This is a genomic window from Streptomyces sp. NPDC046862, assembly GCF_040704615.1.
Taxonomy (GTDB): Bacteria; Actinomycetota; Actinomycetes; order Streptomycetales; family Streptomycetaceae; genus Streptomyces.
The window spans coordinates 63,274-82,090 of record NZ_JBEYXP010000055.1 but is presented as its reverse complement, the minus strand read 5'-3'; the positions used below and the strand labels follow the sequence as shown (position 1 = coordinate 82,090).

The window sequence follows — 18,817 nt, the reverse complement described above, 5'->3', positions numbered from 1 at the left end:
GGGGGGGGGGGGGCGGCGGGGGGGGTGGCGGGCACCCGCGGGAGCTGGGCGTTCGCCCGCTGGTGTCCCGCCTGTCTGGGCGCGGGCCGTGACGGCCCGCGCCGTCGGCGAAGGAAGCTTGCCAGTCTCCTCGTTGTCATGTGCACCTTCCGTTTGTGGGGGGTGCAGACCCGTTGGGGTCATGCCAGACGCTGCAACATGTGGGCCGGTCTCTGTGACCGTGAACCCAGGGAGTGATGGAAACTTTCTCTGTGTGGCGGCGGAGAAGTTAACATGAGGAGGTGCTCGAGGCCACAGGTTCGTCGGCAAGAGATGAGAGAATGCCGCGGCGCGACCACGCGACCTTGCTCAACCAGCTTTCGCTCCCCGCTGCCGGTGGGCGGGCGGTTCGATGATCGGGAAGGCGACCTTGGCGGACCACGCAGCTGACGGACCGGCGGACGAGGAACGCGAGCAGGGCGACGCGTCCAGGCCGGTCACCATCGCGTACATCGCCGAGTCGGCGGGCGTGTCGGTCCCGACCGTGTCCAAGGTGATCAACGGCAAGTCCGGGGTTTCCGCGGACACACGCGCCCGGGTCGAGGAACTGGTCAACAGGTACCGCTACCGCAAGCCGGCCGGAACGAGCCGGAACAACGTCGTGGAGCTCGTGTTCCGTGAGCTCAGGGACATGTGGGCGGTGGAGATCATCCGGGGCGTGGAGCAAGTGGCGCGCCGGCACGGCGCAGGCCTCATGGTGTCGCAGTTCGGCCTGCACGACTCCACGCCGAGCTGGGACGACACCGTCTCGCGGCGTCCGAAGTGCGTGCTCTCCGTGGCCCAGCTCTCCGAGGCCGAGCGGGAACAGCTGAAGGCGAAGGGCATCCCGTTCGTCGTCTTCGACCCGATCACGGAGCTGCCGGACGACGTCCCGTTCGTGGGCGCCACGAACTGGTCGGGCGGCCGCGCCGCGACCCGGCACCTCACCGAGCTGGGACACCGCCGCATCGCCATGATCAGCGGGCCGCAGGACCAGCTGTGCTGCGCCGCCCGGCTGGACGGATACCGCTCCGCGATGCGGGCCGCGCGCCTGCCGACCGACCCCGAACTCGTCGTGCACGCAGGCCTCACCCGTGAGGACGGCTGCACCGCGGCGCGTTCCCTGCTGGCCCTGCCCGAACGTCCGACGGCCGTCTTCGCGGCCAATGACCTGCAGGCACTCGGGGTCTACCAGGCCGCGCGCGAGGCGGGCCTGCGCATCCCCGACGACCTGAGCGTCGTCGGTTTCGACGATCTGCCGGTCGTGGCCTGGGTGGACCCGCCCCTGACCACCGTCCACCAGCCCCTGACCGAGATGGCGGTCGCGGCGACCGAACTGGCGCTCACCCTCGGCCGCGGCGAACAGGCGCCCCAGGTGGGGCTGGAGATCGCGACGACGCTGACGGTCCGGGGGAGCACGGCTCCGTTGAAGAGCTGACGCCGGTTCGACCCGCCCCATGGGGCCCGCGTGGCATTGACCACCGGCGGGGCCGTCGCTAGCCTCCTGTCCTGGAAACTCTTCATGTTTTCAGAGCGAAAGTTTCGCGACCGGCCGCAGGCTCGTGGTCGTACGACTCCACCCGTCCGTTGACCTGCGAAAGCAGCGAACCAGCGAAAGGACTCGATCAGGGTGTCGAGCATGCCCCCCACGGGTGCCACCATCAACAACCCGGTGATCCCCGGCTTCTACCCGGATCCGAGTATCTGCCGAGTGGGCGACGACTACTACGTGGCGTGTTCCAGTTTCGAGTACTTCCCCGGCGTGCCCATCCTCCACAGCCGGGACCTGGTGCACTGGACCCAGATCGGAAACGCGCTGGACCGGCCGAGCCAACTGCGCCTGTCGCCTGACGCGCCCTCCTCCGGCGGGATCTACGCGCCCACACTGCGACACCATGGCGGCCGGTTCTGGCTCATCGTCACCAACGTGAGCGGCGACGGCAATCTGCTGTTCACGGCCACCGACCCGGCAGGCCCCTGGTCGGAACCCATCCGGCTGCCGGAGGTCCACGGCATCGACCCGGATCTCGCGTGGGACGACGACGGCAACTGCTGGTGCACCGTCGCCGGCGTGGGACAGGTCCGCATCGATCCGCACACCGGGCAGACGTTCGGCCCGCCACGACGGCTCTGGTCCGGCACGCCCGGAGCCAAGGCCCCCGAGGCACCGCACCTGTACCGGATCGGCGACTACTGGTACCTGCTGATCGCCGAGGGCGGCACCGAGCGGTGTCACGGCGTCGCGATCGCACGCGGGCGCACGCCCACCGGCCCGTTCGAGCCCTGCCCGGCCAACCCGATCCTGACCCACCGAGGCACCGACCACCCCATCCAGAACACCGGCCACGCGGACCTGGTCCAGGCACCCGACGGTTCGTGGTGGATGGTGCTGCTCGGCGTACGGCCACGCGGCGGGACCCCCGGTTGGCACGTACTCGGCCGGGAGACGTTCCTGGCGCCGGTCGACTGGGTCGACGGCTGGCCCGTCGTCGGCGAACTGGCGCCCGTCATGCCCGCGCCTCCATGGCCGCTACAGCCGAACCCAGCCGTATCGGGCCGGGACGACTTCGACTTGAGCGAGTTGGCCCCGTACTGGATCTCGCTGCGCCGACGTCCCCCGGAGGACTGCACCACGAAGGAACGGCCCGGCTGGCTCACCCTGCGTGCCCGCGGCGGATCGCTCGACGACACCGACGTGACGTTCGTCGGCCGGAGGCAGCAGCATCCGTCCTGCCGGGCGCGAGCCCTGGTCGACGTGACGGACGGAGAGGGCGGCCTGGCTGTCCGCCTCGACGAGCAGCACCACTACGACATCGAGGCAGTGTCCGGCGAGGTGCGAGTGCGTGCCCGTATCGGCCCGTTGAGCACCGTCGTGGCTTCTCGGGCCACTCCGCCCGGACCTGTGGTTCTCCGCGTCGAGGTGGCTGCGGCACAGGGGGCGACCGACCCGCGCACCGGCCCCGACACCCTCTCGATCGGCATCGAGGAACCGGACGGCACCTTCGTCGAACTCGCCTCGCTCGACGGCCGGTACCTCTCCACGGAGGTCGCCGGCGGCTTCACGGGCCGGGTTCTCGGCATGTTCGCCTCAGCCGGCTCCGTTCACTTCGACTGGTTCGACTACGAACCGCTCGAAGCCTGAGGCAGTCGCCCAGTTCACTGGCGTGGCCCCCCGATGCGGGTTGCCCGTCCGAGCTGCCGGCACCGGCGGGCAGCGGCCGCTCAGCGAGGGTCGTTGGTGGGCTCTGCCGCCGGGGACGGGGTCGCTGTCCAGCTGGCGAGGAGCCTGAGCCGGTCTTCGTGCGAGGTTCCCGGTTCCGCGGTGTAGATGGTCAGGTTGTGCACCGTGCGGTGGGACAGGGGCAGGTCCAGGGACTGGTAGGTCAGCTCCAGGTCGCCGATTTCGGGATGGCGAAGCCGCTTGATGCCGTCGTGGCGGATGCGGACGTCGTGCGCGGCCCACTGGGTGCGGAACTCGGGGCTGAGCGTGGACAGTTCGCCGATGAGTTCACGCAGGGCCCGGTCGTGGGGCTCGCGCCCGGCCTCGGCGCGCAGCAGCGCGGCGGTGGTGACGGTGGCATGGTCCCAGTCGACGTAGAAGCTCTGGGCGCCCGGATCGAGGAAGATGAAACGGGCGATGTTGGGGCGGCCGTGCTTGTCGGTGGTGTCGCTTTCGAACATCGGGGCGTGCAGGGCGCGGGCCAGTGGGTTGCCGGCGACGATGTCCATACGGCCGTTGCGCACGAACGCCGAGGACAGCGTCATGGAGTCGAGGAGCCACTGGACACGGGGCGGAATCTCGACGTCCTTGCGGCGTGCAGGCGCGCGGCCGGTCGGCCGCGCTGCCCGGGCCAGGTCGAACAGGTAGGTGCGCTCGTCCTCGTCCAGGCGCAGCGCTTGCGCCACCGCGTCGAGAACGTCTTCCGACACACCGCTGATGTGGCCCTTCTCCAGCCGCGTGTACCACTCGGTGCTCACGCCGGCGAGGACGGCGACCTCCTCGCGCCGTAGTCCCGGAACCCGGCGCCGGCCGCTGGTGGGCAGTCCGGCCTGCTCCGGGGTGATCTTGGCGCGGCGGCTGGCGAGGAAGTCCCGGATGTCGGCGCGGTTGTCGGGTCGGTCCATGCCCTCAACGGTAGACGTCGGCAGCCGCGGAGGGAGGTTGAGCTTATACCCCCTATAAACGCGACCTTCTCCTCCTGTCGCGAAGACGGTGTCGTGGGGTCGACAGCTCGATCACACCCCCGCTGGAGAAGAAGGAATGAGTACACGAGGAGGAGTCCTGCACACCCCTGGCGACGTGCGCGTCGAAGAACGCGCGCGCTCGTCCGCCCGGCTTCCGTTCGTCATCCATGTGCTGGCCCTGGGTACGTTCCTGATGGGCACGACGGAGTTCGTGGTGGCGGGACTGCTGCCGGAGATCGCGGGCGACGTCCATGTGAGCGTCGCCCAGGCGGGACTGTTGATCACGGTCTTCGCGGTCGGCATGATCGTCGGCGCGCCACTGATGGCGATGCTCACGCTGCGGCTTCAGGCGCGGTTGACGCTGGTGCTCGCGCTGGCCGTCTTCGCGGCCGGACATGTCGTCGTCGCGCTCGGCTCCAGCTTCCCGCTGTTGCTGGCGGCGCGCTTTTTGACCGCGTTGGCCACCGGTGCCTTCTGGGCGGTCGCCAATGTGGTGGCCACCCGCGTCGCCGGCCCGGCCGCGAGCTCACGTGCGGTGGGCGTCGTCGGCTCCGGCGCCATGCTCGCCAACGTCGTGGGCGTTCCGCTGGGCGCCTTCGCGGGACAGCTCATGGGATGGCGGGGACCGTTCTGGGCACTCGCGGTCCTGGGCGCCGCCGCCACGGGGCTGATCGCCCGCTACGTCCCGCACGACAGCACGGGCCGTCGGGCCGTGTCGATCCGGTCCGAACTGACCGCTCTGCGCTCCGGCCCGCCTGTGGCTGGCGCTGGCGGCCTGCGCGACCACGACCGGCGGCGTGCTGTCCACCTACACCTACATCTCGCCGCTGCTGACCGACCGGGCCCATCTCGCCGCCGGGATCGTGCCGTTGGTGCTGGCCGGATTCGGTGCCGGCGCGCTCGCGGGCTTCCTGGTCGGAGGACGCCTCGGCGACGTCCGCCCGTATGCGACGATCATCATGGCCGCCGCGGCCACCACGGTCATCCTGCTGGCGATCTGCCTGCTGTCCGCCCACGCCGTGCCGACGGCCGCGCTGGTCGCCCTGCTCGGGCTCTTCGGGCTCGGCGCCAACCCGGTGCTGATCTCCCTGGCCGTCCGCTTCGCGGGCCGTGCGCCCACGCTGGGGTCCGCCCTCACCGTCTCGGCGTTCAACCTCGGCACCGCGGCAGGCTCCTGGACCGCCGGCCGTGCCCTCGACTCCACCCTCGGAGCCACGGGCCCCGCCATGGTCGGCACCGTCATCGCCGCGCTGACCCTGATCCCCACTATCGCCATCGCCCGCACCCGGAGTCACAGGCAGGCACCGTCCACGGTCTAGACACCGGCGAAGCCGTCGCCGCGAGGGCACGAACACTCGCCCCGCAGACGCGCCTGACCCACAGACGCATGCCACAGAGACGCATGCCACAGGAACGTAGGTCCCATGGTGCGGCCACGCCCGGGTACTGGGCCCGGGCGACAAACCGCCCACCGGAAACACCCGAAACACCCGAAACTCCTGAAACGCCCGAAACAACCACCCCGGAGAACATCTCATGCGCGCAACCCTCCTGTACGGCGCCGGCGACGTCCGGATCGAGAACGTCCCCGACTCCGTCATCAAGCAGCCCACCGACGCGCTGGTCCGCATCACCGCCTCCTGCATCTGCGGCAGCGACCTGTGGCCGTACGCCTCCATGTCCCCGGCCGACGGCCCGGCACGGATGGGGCACGAGTTCATCGGCGTCGTCGAGGACACCGGCCCGGAGGTGACCACCGTCAAGAGGGGCGACCTGGTCGTCGCTCCGTTCGCGATCTCCGACAACACCTGCGAGTTCTGCCGGGAGGGCCTGCACACCTCCTGCGCCCACCCGCAGGCCAACTTCTGGGACGGTGAGCCGGAAGAGGGCGGTCAGGCCGAAGCGGTCCGTGTCCCGCTCGCCGACGGCACCCTCGTCAAGCTCCCCGTCGCGGCGGACTCGGCGCTCATACCGTCCCTGCTCACGCTCTCGGACGTCTTCGGCACCGGCTACCACGCCGCCGTGGCGGGCGGCGTCACCAAGGGCACCAGCGTCACCGTGATCGGTGACGGGGCCGTCGGCCTGCTGGGGGTGCTGTCGGCCAAGCGCCTCGGCGCCGAACAGATCATTCTCATGGGCCGCCACCAGGCGCGCACCGACCTCGGCCGCGAGTTCGGCGCCACCGACGTCGTCTCCGCCCGCGGTGAAGAAGGCATCGCCGCGGTCCGCGAGCTCACCGGTGGGCACGGCACGCACGTCGTCCTCGAAGCCGTCGGCAACATGCCCGCCTACGAGCAGTCCCTCGGCATCGTCCGCCCGGGCGGTGTCATCAGCCGCGTCGGCGTTCCGCAGTACGAGGACGCCCCGATCGGCTTCGGCAGCCTCTTCCGCCACAACATCCGGCTGGCCGGCGGACCGGCGCCGGTCCGGGCCTACATCGAGGAGCTGATGCCCGACATCCTCGACGGCGCCATCGAGCCGGGGAAGGTCTTCGACGCCACCACCACCTTCGACGGTGTCCCGGCCGGCTACCAGGACATGGCCGACCGCAGGACCCTCAAGGTCCTCGTCAAGCCCTGACCCGGGCGCCAACGGCCCGGGCGCCAACGGCCCGGGCGCCAACGGTGAGGGCGCGGCCCCGTCCGTGCCCGCCGCGCCCGGGCCTGCTGTCGTCACCCCGGCCCGGCACGGCCCGGCACGGCCCGGCACGGCCCGGCACGGCGCACAAGCCCCCTGCGCCGACTTTCTGCTGCGGCCGGCCACGCCCCGACCACGAACACGCCACCCGTCAGGACGAGTTGATCATGGCGGTGGTCCGGCGCGGCACCAGAGTGGGGGAGAGCTTGACCTGTACCGGTGCCTTCTGGCGGTCGGCGATCCGTTCGAGGAGGAGGCGGGCGGCGTTCCCGCCGATCTCGTGGCCCGCCTGGTCGACACTGGTGAGGGAGATCGGACCGAAGGCGGCGAAGGTCGTGTTGTCGTAGCCGGCCACCGAGATGTCACCGGGAACGGACAGCCCGGCTTCGGCGAACGCCTCCAGCACACCCATCGCGACGATGTCCGCACCGGCGAAGACAGCCGTGGGCAGGCGTGGACGCGCCAGCAGCTCCTTCGCGCCCTCGTACCCGCCCTGTTGGGTGTAGCTGGTGGACACGACGTCGATCTCCTCCGCGAGACCGAGGGACCGCATGGCACGCCGATAGCCGTCCGCGCGCAGCGCGTTGGGCATTTCCGCGATGCGCGTCGGGTCGCTCTCGTGGTGCTCGATGTGGGCGATCCGGCGGTGCCCGAGGTCGGCGAGGTGACCGACGATCAGGGCGGCGCCTGTCACGTCGTCGTCCGTCACGGTGTCGTACACCGGGGAGTGCCCGTGACGGCCGACGACCACGGTCGGTACGACGGAGGCGATGTGCTCGAGGTGGTCGCGCGGTGAGATCGGCGCGATCAGGACGAGGCCGTCCATCCCGCGGTCGATCATGGCCTCCGTGACGCGCGCCTCCTCCTTCTCGCCGTTGCACCCCGGGCCCAGGAAGACCTGGTAGTCGGTGTCCGCGAGCCGGTCGGTGATCCCGTCGAGGATCTCGGGGAAGAAGGGGTTGCGGATGTCGGGCAGCATCACGCCGATGGTGTAGGTCTGGCCGCGCAGGCCCCGAGCGGCAGCAAGCGGTCGGTAGCCCAGCTCGTCGATCGCCCGGCGCACCTTCGCGCGCATCTCGGGGCTGGCTCCGTAGGCGTTGCGCAGCACCTTGGAAACCGTGGTCGTGGACACCTGGGCGTGACGCGCGACGTCGATGATCGTGACGCGGCGAGGACGTGCTGGCGGTTCCATCCCGGGTGCCCTCCGGCGAATTGGGGAACGTTACCGCAGAGTGTACGGAGGTGGCCGCGGCTCAGTGAGCGCCACCGTATCGAGGACCCATCACCCCGGATCAGTCGTCGCTGGCCAGGAAGGCGTCGTCGCCGTGACAGTCGCGCGGGTGCGCGGCATCTTGACGTCACACGGGACGCTCTCTATGGTCTGGCAGCACCCTTTGGGAAACGTTACCCACGCTCCCCAAGCTGCCCACGCACAGAAGCCGGAGCGCCCGCACCCGGCCCCGGACCGGATCCCCGAGACGTAGAAACAGGCTGGCCACTCGGTGGCGAGCCGACCAAGCTCTGATCCCGCCACAAGCGCGCCGCAGGCGCGCCACGACCGAGCCACTGCCCACGCCATGACCGCGCCACCGTTTGAATCGTTTCAAGGAAGAGGTCCGCCTGTGACCCTCGCCCCGCACGAGCGCCTTGCGGAGGACCACGACCGGATTCCCCGTACGGCGCCGGTGGCCAAGGCACGCCGCCTCCGCACCACCCCGCCCTGGTGGTTCGCACTGCCCGCCCTGCTGCTGTTCGCCTTCGTCGTCCTGGTGCCGAGCGCTCGCGGCGTGTACTACGCCTTCACCGACTGGGACGGCCTCGACCCTCACTTCTCCTTCGTCGGGCTCGACAACTTCGCCGACATGGTCAGCGACGCCGACGCCAGGCAGGCCATCTGGCACACCCTGCTCATCGCCGTGTCGATCACGGTCTTCCAGAACGCGCTGGGGCTGGTGCTGGCCCTCGGCGTCAACACGGCCATCAAGTCCCGCAACGCGCTCAGGGTGTTCCTGTTCGCCCCGGCCGTGATCACCCCGATCGTGACCGCCTACCTGTGGCGGAACCTGCTCGGCCCGGAAGGGGCTGTCAACAGTCTGTTGGGTGCTGTGGGGCTGGACGACTGGCGGCAGGACTGGCTGGGCAGCCCGAATCTCGCCCTGTGGGCCGTGGTCGGGGTGATCGTGTGGCAGTACGCGGGCTACTCCATGGTCATCTTCCTCGCCGGACTGCAGGCGGTACCGAAGGAGATCCACGAGGCCGCGGCGATGGACGGCGCCGGTCCCGCGCGGCGCTTCTGGTCGGTGACCCGGCCGCTGCTGGCGCCGGCGTTCACCGTCAACCTGATGCTGTCGATCATCGGCGGGATCAAACTCTTCGACCAGGTCTACGCGCTGACCGGCGGTGGACCGGGGCACGCGACCGACACGATCTCCACGCTGATCTACAAGGACGCCTTCACGCTCGGCGAGTTCGGCTACAGCATCGCCCTCGCGGTGGTCCTGACGATCATCGTGGCGGTCGTGTCCACCGGGCAGTACCTCGGGCTGGCCCGTAACGAGAGGGCAGCGTCATGAACCGGTACCGTCGCCGCACTCTCGCCCTCGAACTGGCGATGATCGCCGTCGCTCTGTTCGTGGGCTTCCCGGTGTACGTCCTGGTCAACCTCGCACTGCGGCCGCCGTCGGACACCTCCTCGCCCATCGCGCCGACCGCCTCGCCGACCCTGGACAACTTCACGCAGGCCTGGCAGCAGGGCGCGCTCGGCGGAGCGCTCGCCAACAGCGTGCTGGTGACGGTGTGCAGCGTCGTCATCGTGCTGGCCGTCGCGTCCCTCGCCGCGTATCCGCTGGCCCGCGTGACGGCACGCTGGTCACGCGGAGCGCATCTGCTGGTCCTTCTCGGCCTCGTGCTGCCCTTCCAGCTCGCCTCGCTGCCGCTGTACCAGACCATGCGTGACCTCGGTCTGCTCGGCACTCCGTGGGCCCTGGTCCTCTTCTACTCCGGTCTGCAGGTGCCGTTCACCGTCTTCCTCTACACCGGCTTTCTGCGCGCCCTGCCGCGCGACTTCGAGGACGCAGCGCTGATCGACGGCTGCACACCTTGGCAGGGCTTCCGGTACGTGGTGCTGCCGATGCTCAAGCCCGTCACTGTGACGGCTCTGGTGCTCAACACGGTCGCCGTGTGGAACGACTTCTTCACCCCGCTGCTGTACCTCAGCGGCAGCGCCCAGCAGACCATGCCGGTCGCGATCGCCGGCTTCGTCGGCCAGTACGTCACCGACTGGAACCTCATCTTCGCCGCACTGGTGATCAGCATCCTGCCCGTCCTGGTCGTCTACTTCCTGCTGCAGCGCAGCATCCTCAACGGCTTCGCGGGAGGGCTGAAGGGATGACACGCGACGCCCATGACTCACGCACGGCCGCGGCCGCTTCTTTCGAGGGAGACATCATGAAGACACGCACACCAGCGGTCCTGCTGGCCGCGGTGACAGCCACCGCCCTCCTGGCCGCGTGCAGCGGCGGCACCAAGGCGGGCGGCTCCGAGGGCGGATCCAGGACGTTGACGCTGGCTTCGGTCGACCAGGGCTCCGTCGAGGATGTCGTCAAGGCGTTCGAGAAGGCCAACCCGGGCGTCAAGGTCCGCTACACCACCAGTGGAGCCGACCAGTACCAGCAGCAGGTCCGGACCCAGCTCGCCTCGGGCACCGCACCCGACGTGATGTCGGTCTGGCCGGGCAACGGCAACCCGGGCGCCACGTATGTCCTGGCCAAGCCGGGGTACTTGCGTGACCTCTCGGACCAGCCGTGGGCCGCCGAACTGCCCGACGCGATGAAAACCGTCGCTCAGTACAAGGGAAAGACCTACACCGCGGTCTTCGGGCAGAACGGCATCGGCGCCGTCTACAACCAGCAAGCCCTGGACAAGGCCGGACTCACCCCGCCCGACACCTGGACCAAGCTCCTGGCATTCTGCCGGGCCGCGAAAGCCAAGGGAACTCCCGCTTTCGCACTGGGCAACCAGGACAACTGGGTGACCCAACTCGTCCTGTACGCGCTGGTCGCCACGACCGTCTACGGCGGCGACCGCGACTTCGACAAGAAGATGCAGGCCGGTCAGGCCACCTTCGCGAAGTCGCCGTGGACCACGGCCCTCGACAAGTACCTGACCATGGAGAAGACGGGCTGCTTCCAGAAGAACCCGCTGGGCACCAACTACGAGGCCAGCCAGCAACTCGCCGCCACCGGCAAGACGCTCGGCATCGTCCAGGGCAACTGGGTGATCGCCCTCCTCAAGGGGAAGAACCCGCAGGGCACCTTCACCTTCAAGGCGCTGCCGGCCACCGACGACCCGTCGGCGACCCTGATACCGGCTGCCGCCGGTGCCGGCTACGGAGTGAACGCCAAGACCAAGAACGAGGACCTGGCGCTGAAGTTCGTGAACTTCGTGATGTCGCCCCAGGGCATGAACCTGTTCGTCAAGAAGCAAGGCGGTCTGCCCTCACTTCCCGACACCGGCTTTGAGGCCGACCCGTCCCTGACCGAACTCTCCACGTTCATCAAGGCGGACCGCACGGTGCCGTTCATGGACCAACTGTGGCCCAACGCCAAGGTCCAGCAGACCATGCTCAGCGGTCTCCAGGAGATCTTCAGCGGTCAGTCCACGCCCGGAAAGCTCCTCAAGGAAATGGACGCCGACTACAAAGCCGGAAGCTGACCCGCGTGCCGACCGCTGATCGATTGCCGGAAGACCGACCGGAAAGCCGAGAGGAAGACGGTGTGAACCATGAAACGCACAGTGCGGACGGTGCCGATCGTGGTGCCGAGGAGGGACCCCGTCCTCATGCGCATGCTGGGGGAGTGGGCCGTCGAACCGTGCTCGCCGCGACGGCCGGCGCCGTGTCGGTAGGGAGTGTTGCCATGGGAGGCGGTACGAGTGAGGCGGCGACAGCGTCCTCTCGCGCGGAGGGCGGCGCGGTGTCGGGGCTGACCGTCGAACACCGCACCGGCCCTCTCGGCGTGGACGCCGGCCGACCGCGCTTCGGGTGGCGCATGCGGTCCTCGGCCCGGGGGCGGAGCCAGGGCGCTTATCAGATCCTTGTCGCGAGTTCCCCGGACAAGCTGACCGTTGGCCGTGCTGACGTCTGGAACAGCGGTCGTGTCAGGTCATCCGACTCGGTGGCCGTGCGCTACGCGGGCAGGTCCCTACGGCCCTCGACCCGCTATCACTGGACCGTCACCGTCTGGGACGCACAAGGCAGTGCGGTGGGCACGGCCCCTGCGGCCTTCTTCGAGACCGGCCTCATGAGCATCGACGGCGTCACCGGCTGGGACGGTGCGCAGTGGATCGGGATGAAGGGAAAGGCGCCCAACTCACCGGGCGCACCGATGCTGCGTGCCGAGGTACCCCTGGACGCGCAGGGCGACAGCCGGGCCAGGGTCCGCGAGGCGAGGCTCTACGTCTCCGCCCTCGGGGTCTACGACGCGTACGTCAACGGGCACCACGTCACCGTTCCGCAGGACGGCGGCACCACCACCGAACTGCTGCCCCCGGGCTGGACGAACTACGACGCACGCGTCAACTACATGACCTACGACGTCACGGACCTCGTGGCGCGGGAGCGGACGGTGACCCTGGCCGCCGTCCTGGGCAACGGCTGGTACAACGGCCGTGTCTCCGAGGGCAGCACGTACTACGCGAAGGACGGCAACCGCCTGGCTCTCAAGGCCAAGCTTCTGATCCGGTACGCCGACGGTACGTCACAGTCCGTCGTCACGGCGCCGGACAACGGCTGGAAGGCCACCGACACGGGCCCCTACCGGACCGACGACATCTACGACGGCCAGACCTACGACGCCCGCAAGGAACTGCCGGGCTGGACGTCGTCAGGCTTCGACGAGTCCGGATGGCCGGACGTGGAGCGGGTCCCCTTCGAGTCCAGGTACCCGGATGCGCGACTGCTCGCCCATCCCGTCGAGTCGGCACGTCTGATGCCCCGCTGGGACCGCCGGCCGCGGTCCATCACCGTGGCCACCGGAGTGACCGGCAAGGACAGCAGCCCTCATGGCAGGGGCCGTATCGTCGTGGACCCGGACCGGACCGTGACCGACCCCGCCAGGGCGGCTTCCGCCGCGGTCACGATCGGCAGCGGCGAGACCGCCGTCTTCGACCTCGGCCAGAACATGGTCGGCGTGGCCCGCTACACCCTGCGCGGATCGGCGGGAGCCCAGGTCGAGTTCAGGTTCGGCGAGATACTCAACGACGACAGCGCCGGCGCGGACGGACCCGAGGGCTCGGTGTACCGGGCCAACCTCCGCAGTGCCAAGGCCACCAGCACGTACATCCTCAAGGGTGACCGGCACGGCGAGACCCACCAGGACTCCCTGACCTTCTACGGCTTCCGCTATGTGTCCGTCACGGCGACGGACACCGTCACGATCACCGGCCTGACCGGAAAGGTCGCCACGTCCGCGATCCGTGAGACCGGCAGCGTCACCACCAACGATCCCGACATCAACCAGCTGGCGAGCAACATCCGTTGGGGCCAGCGCGGCAACTACCTGTGGGTGCCCACCGACTGTCCGCAACGCGACGAACGCCTCGGCTGGACCGGTGACACCCAGATCTTCGCCACGACAGGCCTGTACAACACGGACGCGGCCGCCTTCCTCAGCCACTTCCAGGACACCGTCGTCGACTCCCAGACCGTCTACGGCGAGGACAAGACGCAGTTCACCGGGGTCGCTCCCGGTGGGCGGTACAACTTCCCTGGCGGAGGCAGCGGTTGGGCGGACTGCGGTGTCATCCTGCCGTGGACCGTGTGGCAGATGACCGGCGACGTCACCATCGTCGGGGACAACTGGCCGACGATGGTCCGTTACCTGGACTGGATCCGGCAGCAGACCGGTGACACCTACGCCGGACAGGGATCCCTCACCGGTGACTGGCTGGCGCCGCAGAAGACCAGCGCCCAGCTCATGAGCGACGTCTACTACGGCTACGTCGCGCGGTTGATGGCGCAGATGGCCCTCGCGATCGACCGGCCGTCGGAAGCAGACGCGTACAAAGAACTCTTCGGTCGCATCAGGCAGGCGTTCGTCACCAAGTACCTCGGGACCGAGGGCGGCCGGGTCACCGTCAAGTCCAGCCTCGGCGACGCCTCTCCGATCGAACCCGGCGCCGACCCGAACCAGAAGACGGAGGACAACAGCCAGACGGCGCTGCTGTGGGTCCTCAAGCTAGGCTTCTACGAGACCGAGGCACAGCGCCGCGCTCTCGTCGGGCTGCTGGCGGACAACATCGGCAACGACGCGGCCTACAAGGCGGCGCACCCCGACAGCAGCCGGGTCAGGTACGCCGAGAACACCCTGTCCGTCGGCTTCCTCGGCGTCAACGTCCTCGCCCCGGTCCTCACCGACGAGGGCCGTGCGGACCTGGCGTACAAGCTGCTCCACCAGGACGCGCTGCCGTCCTGGCTGTTCTCGGTGAAGAACGGTGCCACCACCGTCTGGGAGCGCTGGAACTCCTACTCCCGGGAGGACGGGTTCGGCCCGGTGAGCATGAACTCCTTCAACCACTACGCCTACGGCGCGATCACGGAGTGGATGTACGCGTACATGGCGGGTATCGCCCGGGACCCGGACCACCCCGGCTTCAAGCACTTCCTGTTGCAACCCCACATGGATCCCACGGGCCGGATCACGCGGGTGTCGGGCGCGCACGAGTCGCCGTACGGCGAGATCCGCAGCGAGTGGACGGTCGACGACGCCGGCAGGACCCTGCTGTACGAAGCAGCCGTGCCCGCGAACAGCGAGGCGACGCTGCGCCTTCCGTCCGCCTCGGACGACTCCGTGCGCGAGGGACGAACTCCGTTGGCCCGCGTGGACGGCGTGCGCTTCCTCGGCCGCACGGAAGGGGTGTCCTCCTACCGACTGCCCTCCGGCCGGTACCGGTTGACCGCCAGGCTGCGATAGACGCCGCATCGAAGGGAAACCACTGCCCCCTGAATTCCGGCTGAGGCTGCGTGGTGAATACGTAATTCAGCGGTCTCACGAGGGGCAGTGGCGTACCGCTTTCCTCGAACGCGAAGGGTGGATCCCGTGAATTTCGTTGCCTTGGCGATAGGGGTGGGCAACGGTGAGTGAGTGGATCTCGAGGGGCGGTTGTTGCGCGGATTACCCGCGTTGGCAGGAGAATCGCTGAGCTCGCTGGAACTGGCCGAGGCCGTGTCTTTGGCTGTTCGCCCGGTCGTGGCGCACGACGCGTTGCGATTGATGGGCAATAACCCGGACGGCGCCGGGCACACTCTGTTCAGCTTCTGGCACAACTTCGAGGACGAATTCGGCCGGGAGTTCATGCGGAGTTACCTGGCCGGAAACGACCCGTGCCTGCCCGCGGACCTGATGCGGCAATCGATGCCGGCCGGTCTGGTGGGCACCGGCCACGGCCGGCGGGATCGGCTGACGCGGCAGTTGTTCGACGCTCACGGGGTCGGCGGTGAGCTGCGGGTGCTTCTGCGGGACGCGCACGGCGTATGGGGTTCGCTCGCCCTGCTGCGTTCGGCGGGCGGTCGCGGCTTCGACAGGACCGATGCCACGCGGGTGTTGGCGCTGGCACCCGTGTTGATCTCGGCGTTGCGGCAGTACGTGCGCAGCGGACCGGTGCGGCCGGTCGCGCCGGACATGGCGCCGGGGGTGTTCGTCGTGGACGCGGACGGAAACGTCACCGGCGCCACACCGATGGCCGCGTGGTGGGCGGAGCGACTGCGCGAGCAGCATCCCGCCAGCTGGGTGGACGCACTGGTCGCCGGCATGGCCGCGCAGACGCGGCGGCTCCTGCGGCACCCTGCCGCCCCGGCGCCGGTGATGCACGGTCCTGCGGCCCGGTTCGGCCGGTGGATCTCCACGGAAGGGCAGCTTCTGGACCCGGGCGGCGCGGTGGCCGTACTCGTGCGGGCCGTGCCGCCCCGCCAGCTGCTGGGCTCGCTCGGCGTCTGGTACGGAATCACCGCCCGGGAGCGGCAGGTGATCGAGCACCTGCTGGACGGGGCGGCCGCCAAACAGATCGCGCGACACCTCGAGGTGTCACTGCACACGGTCCACGATCACCTGAAGTCCGTCTACCGCAAACTCGGCGTCACCGGCCGGGCGGAGCTGCTCGCCGCGCTCAACGCCTAGACGAGTAAGTCCGAACCCCGCCTGAGCCGCGGTGCGTGTGCATCGCCACGATCGTTCCGTTTACAGAACGTTCTGTTTATGGAACGCTAGTCGCGTCACGACAATGCATCACCGGCGCGGTAGGGACGGAGAGCTATGGACCTGGCCCAGGAGGTGGGCGAGCGGCTGCGCCGTCTGCGCCAGGACGGTGGCCTGTCGCTGTCGGAACTGGCCCGCCGCTCCGGCGTCGGCAAGGGCACGCTCTCGGAACTGGAGACCGGCCGGCGCAATCCGACCCTGGAGACGCTGTACGCGCTGACCACGGCCCTCGAGGCGCCGCTGAGCACGGTCGTCGGCCCCGCCCCGGTGCAGGGCGCGGCGGTGCATGCGGTGCTGACGGACCGTGTGCAGGACGCGGCTGCGCTGTCGGAGGTGTATCGCATCCGCATTCAGAGCGGCGCAGTGCAGCGCTCGGCCGCTCATGTGCCGGGCACGGAGGAGCACTTGCTGGTCTTCAGCGGCACGGCGCGGGTTGGTCCTGCCTCCGCCCCGTTCGAGGTGGGCCCGGGCGGCCACGCCCGGTGGGCGGCGGATGTACCGCATCAGTACGAGGCGGTGGGGAGGGATGTGGAGGGGGTGTTGGTGGTGCGCTACCCGGTGGAATGAGATGCCTACGCCGCACCGCCCTGCGCCAGGCCACGACCACCGCCGATCGGCCGTGGGATCCATCGCTGCGGCAGGAGGCCGACGGTATCCAGTCCGTAGGCCCGGGTCTGATGGTCGGTCTGACAAGGGCAGGAACAGCTAGGCCTGCCGGTGCCACTGGGTGGCGATTTCATGCAAAGCCAGCTACGTCATCGAGAGACAGGACGATCCCAGTACATGCCTATACGTAGAGCGCGCCCAGACGAACTACCTGCCCTCGTCCAGCACTCCGACCAGCCCGAGCGCAATGCCGGGACGGCCGCCTACCTCACCGACTTACTTGCCATGAAGTGCACCCGGCCGGAGTGGTGCCTGGTCGCGGATGACGAGGCCGGTCGGCTCACCGCGGCCACCGCGCTATGGACCCTCCCCGGGAACGACGTCCCGATGGCCCTGGTGCTCCTTGAGACACCGTGGGACGAACCCGGCCTGGCCGCCGGCCAGGCGCTGCTGGCCGAGGCCGTCGCCCTGGCCGACTCGCTCGGCGCCACGGAGCTGGAGCACGTCATCGACTCGCCGACGCAGCCGCCGCAGTACCAGGCGGAGCCGGAACGGCGCGCCGAGCTTCTCCGTCTGGCGGGCTTCGAGCGGGCCCGTGACGGTCGCCGCTTCCGCCGCCGCTCCGGGGTAGAACTCACTTCGCATGATGACCGATTGACCTGGCGTTCCCTGCCCAGTCTGGGCCGTGAACCGTTCATCGCTCTCCTCGCCGAGGCGCTGCCGACCAGCGCCGACGCCCAACTCGCTGCCAGGGTCGCCCGGCATGGCGCCCGGCGTGCGGCGGAGAGCCTCTTCGGTGACATGGAGGAGTTCTCGTACGAGCCCTCGTGGTGGGAACTCGGCTACGCTCCGGACGGCACGCCGGCTGCCCTCAGCCTCCCCGCCCGAAACGCCTCGACCGCGGTGATCGGCCTGGTGGCTGTGTCTCCCGCCTGCCGCGGCAACGGCTACGCGACGGCGGTGGTGGCCCGCGGCACGCGGCTGCTGGTCGAAGTGGGCGCCGAGGAGATCCGCGGCGACTGCGACGCGGCCAACACCGCCATGATCATGGCTTTCGAACGGGCAGGCTACGAGAACTTCGCCGACCGCCAGGAGTTCACCCGCCGGTTGTGAGCGGGGGCCGCTCCCGCGCCGTAACGAATGCTGAGCGGCCCCTCCCCGCGTCGGTTGGTAGGGCTGGACGAGTAGGTCCGAAGTCTTGCGGGCGCAAAGGAGAAGGGTCTCGTTGATCGTTGTGTGACGAACGACATCGAGACCCTTCTGACCGCCCTGTACATGAAGATCGACGACGAGCTGGCGAGCCCACGACGGCTGGGCAGGGCCTCGGTGTTGACCGGCTCCGAGCTTGTGTGCCTCGCGCTCGCCCAGTCGCTGCTCGGCTTCACGTCCGAGACGCACTGGCTGCGCTACGCCGGCAAGCACCTCACCGGGATGTTCCCGTACCTCCCTCAGTAGTCCGGCTACAACAAGCGGCTGCGGTCCGCGCTCGGACTGGTCAAGCGGGTCATCCGGATGCTGGCGAAGTCGAGCGATTTCTGGCTGGACGACTGCTGGATCGTGGACTCCACCCCGGTGCCCTGCGGGATGTCGCGGCCAACGGTGAAACGCTCGGACCTGGCCGGATGGGCGGGCTATGGGTGCTGCGCCAGCCACTCGCGGTTCTACTGGGGGCTGAAGCTGTATTTGGTGTGCACTCCGTCCGGGATGCCGATCCTGTGGGCTTTGGCCGATCCGAAGATTGGCGAGCGCGAGGTGCTGGCCTCGATGCTCGAAGTCGAGGCAGACGTGGTCGCCGAGCACGATGGCATCCTGCTGATCAGTGACAAGGGCTTCGCCGGACGAGCCTTCGAGACGCTGCTGGGGGAGCATGGCATCACGCTCCTGCGGCCGTCCCGCAAGGACGAGAAGGCCCACTACGGCGAACCGATGCTCAAGAAGGTGCGGCGACTGATCGAGTCGGTGAACGACACCCTCAAAGGTCAGCTCGACCTCGAAGACCACGGCGGCCACAGCTGCGCCGGAGTCGCGATTCGCGTCGCTCAGCGCATCCTCGCGATGGCCGCCGCGATGTGGCACAACAACGCAACCAAAGCCCCGGCGCAATCCCCACTTTTGGGGAG

The 18,817-nt window shown here is 69.2% G+C and carries 13 protein-coding genes and 2 pseudogenes; 13 read left to right on the top strand and 2 right to left on the bottom strand.

What is annotated here, in order from left to right; all coding sequences use genetic code 11:
- The first annotated feature begins 391 nt into the window (after positions 1 to 391).
- The gene (locus AB0959_RS42390) at positions 392 to 1,456 is read left to right on the top strand and encodes a LacI family DNA-binding transcriptional regulator (RefSeq protein WP_366832182.1); all 1,065 of its coding nucleotides are present in this window, start codon (positions 392 to 394) and stop codon (positions 1,454 to 1,456) included.
- A gap of 201 nt (positions 1,457 to 1,657) precedes the next feature.
- A complete protein-coding gene (locus AB0959_RS42385) occupies positions 1,658 to 3,160 on the top strand; it encodes a glycoside hydrolase family 43 protein (RefSeq protein WP_366832181.1) in 1,503 nt (500 codons plus the stop codon).
- An 80-nt stretch (positions 3,161 to 3,240) separates the two neighbouring features.
- Here the strand turns inward: AB0959_RS42385 and AB0959_RS42380 are convergent, their stop codons facing one another.
- Complete coding sequence (locus AB0959_RS42380) at positions 3,241 to 4,143, bottom strand: helix-turn-helix transcriptional regulator (RefSeq protein WP_366832180.1); 903 nt, start codon at positions 4,141 to 4,143, stop codon at positions 3,241 to 3,243.
- Between the two features lie 136 nt (positions 4,144 to 4,279).
- Here AB0959_RS42380 and AB0959_RS42375 point away from each other — a divergent pair.
- From AB0959_RS42375 to AB0959_RS42365, 3 genes and pseudogenes are all read left to right on the top strand, one after another.
- Positions 4,280 to 4,885: pseudogene (locus AB0959_RS42375) on the top strand (MFS transporter); the annotation flags it as partial.
- A 115-nt stretch (positions 4,886 to 5,000) separates the two neighbouring features.
- Positions 5,001 to 5,522: a hypothetical protein gene (locus AB0959_RS42370; protein WP_366832179.1), complete on the top strand. Its 522-nt coding sequence runs from the start codon at positions 5,001 to 5,003 to the stop codon at positions 5,520 to 5,522.
- A 217-nt stretch (positions 5,523 to 5,739) separates the two neighbouring features.
- Complete coding sequence (locus tag AB0959_RS42365) at positions 5,740 to 6,783, top strand: zinc-dependent alcohol dehydrogenase family protein (RefSeq protein ID WP_366832178.1); 1,044 nt, start codon at positions 5,740 to 5,742, stop codon at positions 6,781 to 6,783.
- 208 nt (positions 6,784 to 6,991) lie between these two features.
- On the opposite strand, the gene AB0959_RS42360 is transcribed toward AB0959_RS42365, so the two are convergent.
- Positions 6,992 to 8,032, bottom strand: a complete 1,041-nt coding sequence (locus AB0959_RS42360) for a LacI family DNA-binding transcriptional regulator (protein WP_366832177.1) — start codon at positions 8,030 to 8,032, stop codon at positions 6,992 to 6,994.
- A gap of 430 nt (positions 8,033 to 8,462) precedes the next feature.
- On the opposite strand from AB0959_RS42360, the gene AB0959_RS42355 reads away from it, so the two are divergent.
- The 8 genes and pseudogenes from AB0959_RS42355 to AB0959_RS42320 all read left to right on the top strand — a co-directional run.
- A complete protein-coding gene (locus AB0959_RS42355; RefSeq protein WP_366832176.1) occupies positions 8,463 to 9,413 on the top strand; it encodes a sugar ABC transporter permease in 951 nt (316 codons plus the stop codon).
- Positions 9,410 to 10,231 carry a carbohydrate ABC transporter permease gene (locus tag AB0959_RS42350; RefSeq protein WP_366832175.1) on the top strand — a complete coding sequence of 274 codons (822 nt, stop codon included), beginning with the start codon at positions 9,410 to 9,412 and terminating at the stop codon, positions 10,229 to 10,231. The genes AB0959_RS42355 and AB0959_RS42350 overlap by 4 nt, the downstream gene beginning before the upstream one ends.
- Positions 10,232 to 10,287: 56 nt before the next feature.
- On the top strand, positions 10,288 to 11,553 hold the full coding sequence (locus AB0959_RS42345; RefSeq protein ID WP_366832174.1) for an extracellular solute-binding protein: 1,266 nt from the start codon (positions 10,288 to 10,290) through the stop codon (positions 11,551 to 11,553).
- 203 nt (positions 11,554 to 11,756) lie between these two features.
- Positions 11,757 to 14,810, top strand: a complete 3,054-nt coding sequence (locus AB0959_RS42340; RefSeq protein ID WP_366832173.1) for a family 78 glycoside hydrolase catalytic domain — start codon at positions 11,757 to 11,759, stop codon at positions 14,808 to 14,810.
- A 210-nt stretch (positions 14,811 to 15,020) separates the two neighbouring features.
- Complete coding sequence (locus AB0959_RS42335; protein WP_366832172.1) at positions 15,021 to 16,013, top strand: helix-turn-helix transcriptional regulator; 993 nt, start codon at positions 15,021 to 15,023, stop codon at positions 16,011 to 16,013.
- 135 nt (positions 16,014 to 16,148) lie between these two features.
- The gene (locus AB0959_RS42330) at positions 16,149 to 16,658 is read left to right on the top strand and encodes an XRE family transcriptional regulator (protein ID WP_366832171.1); all 510 of its coding nucleotides are present in this window, start codon (positions 16,149 to 16,151) and stop codon (positions 16,656 to 16,658) included.
- Between the two features lie 216 nt (positions 16,659 to 16,874).
- Positions 16,875 to 17,810 carry a GNAT family N-acetyltransferase gene (locus AB0959_RS42325; RefSeq protein ID WP_366832170.1) on the top strand — a complete coding sequence of 312 codons (936 nt, stop codon included), beginning with the start codon at positions 16,875 to 16,877 and terminating at the stop codon, positions 17,808 to 17,810.
- Between the two features lie 123 nt (positions 17,811 to 17,933).
- Positions 17,934 to 18,776, top strand: a pseudogene (locus AB0959_RS42320) (IS982 family transposase); the annotation flags it as partial.
- Between the last annotated feature and the right edge of the window lie 41 nt (positions 18,777 to 18,817).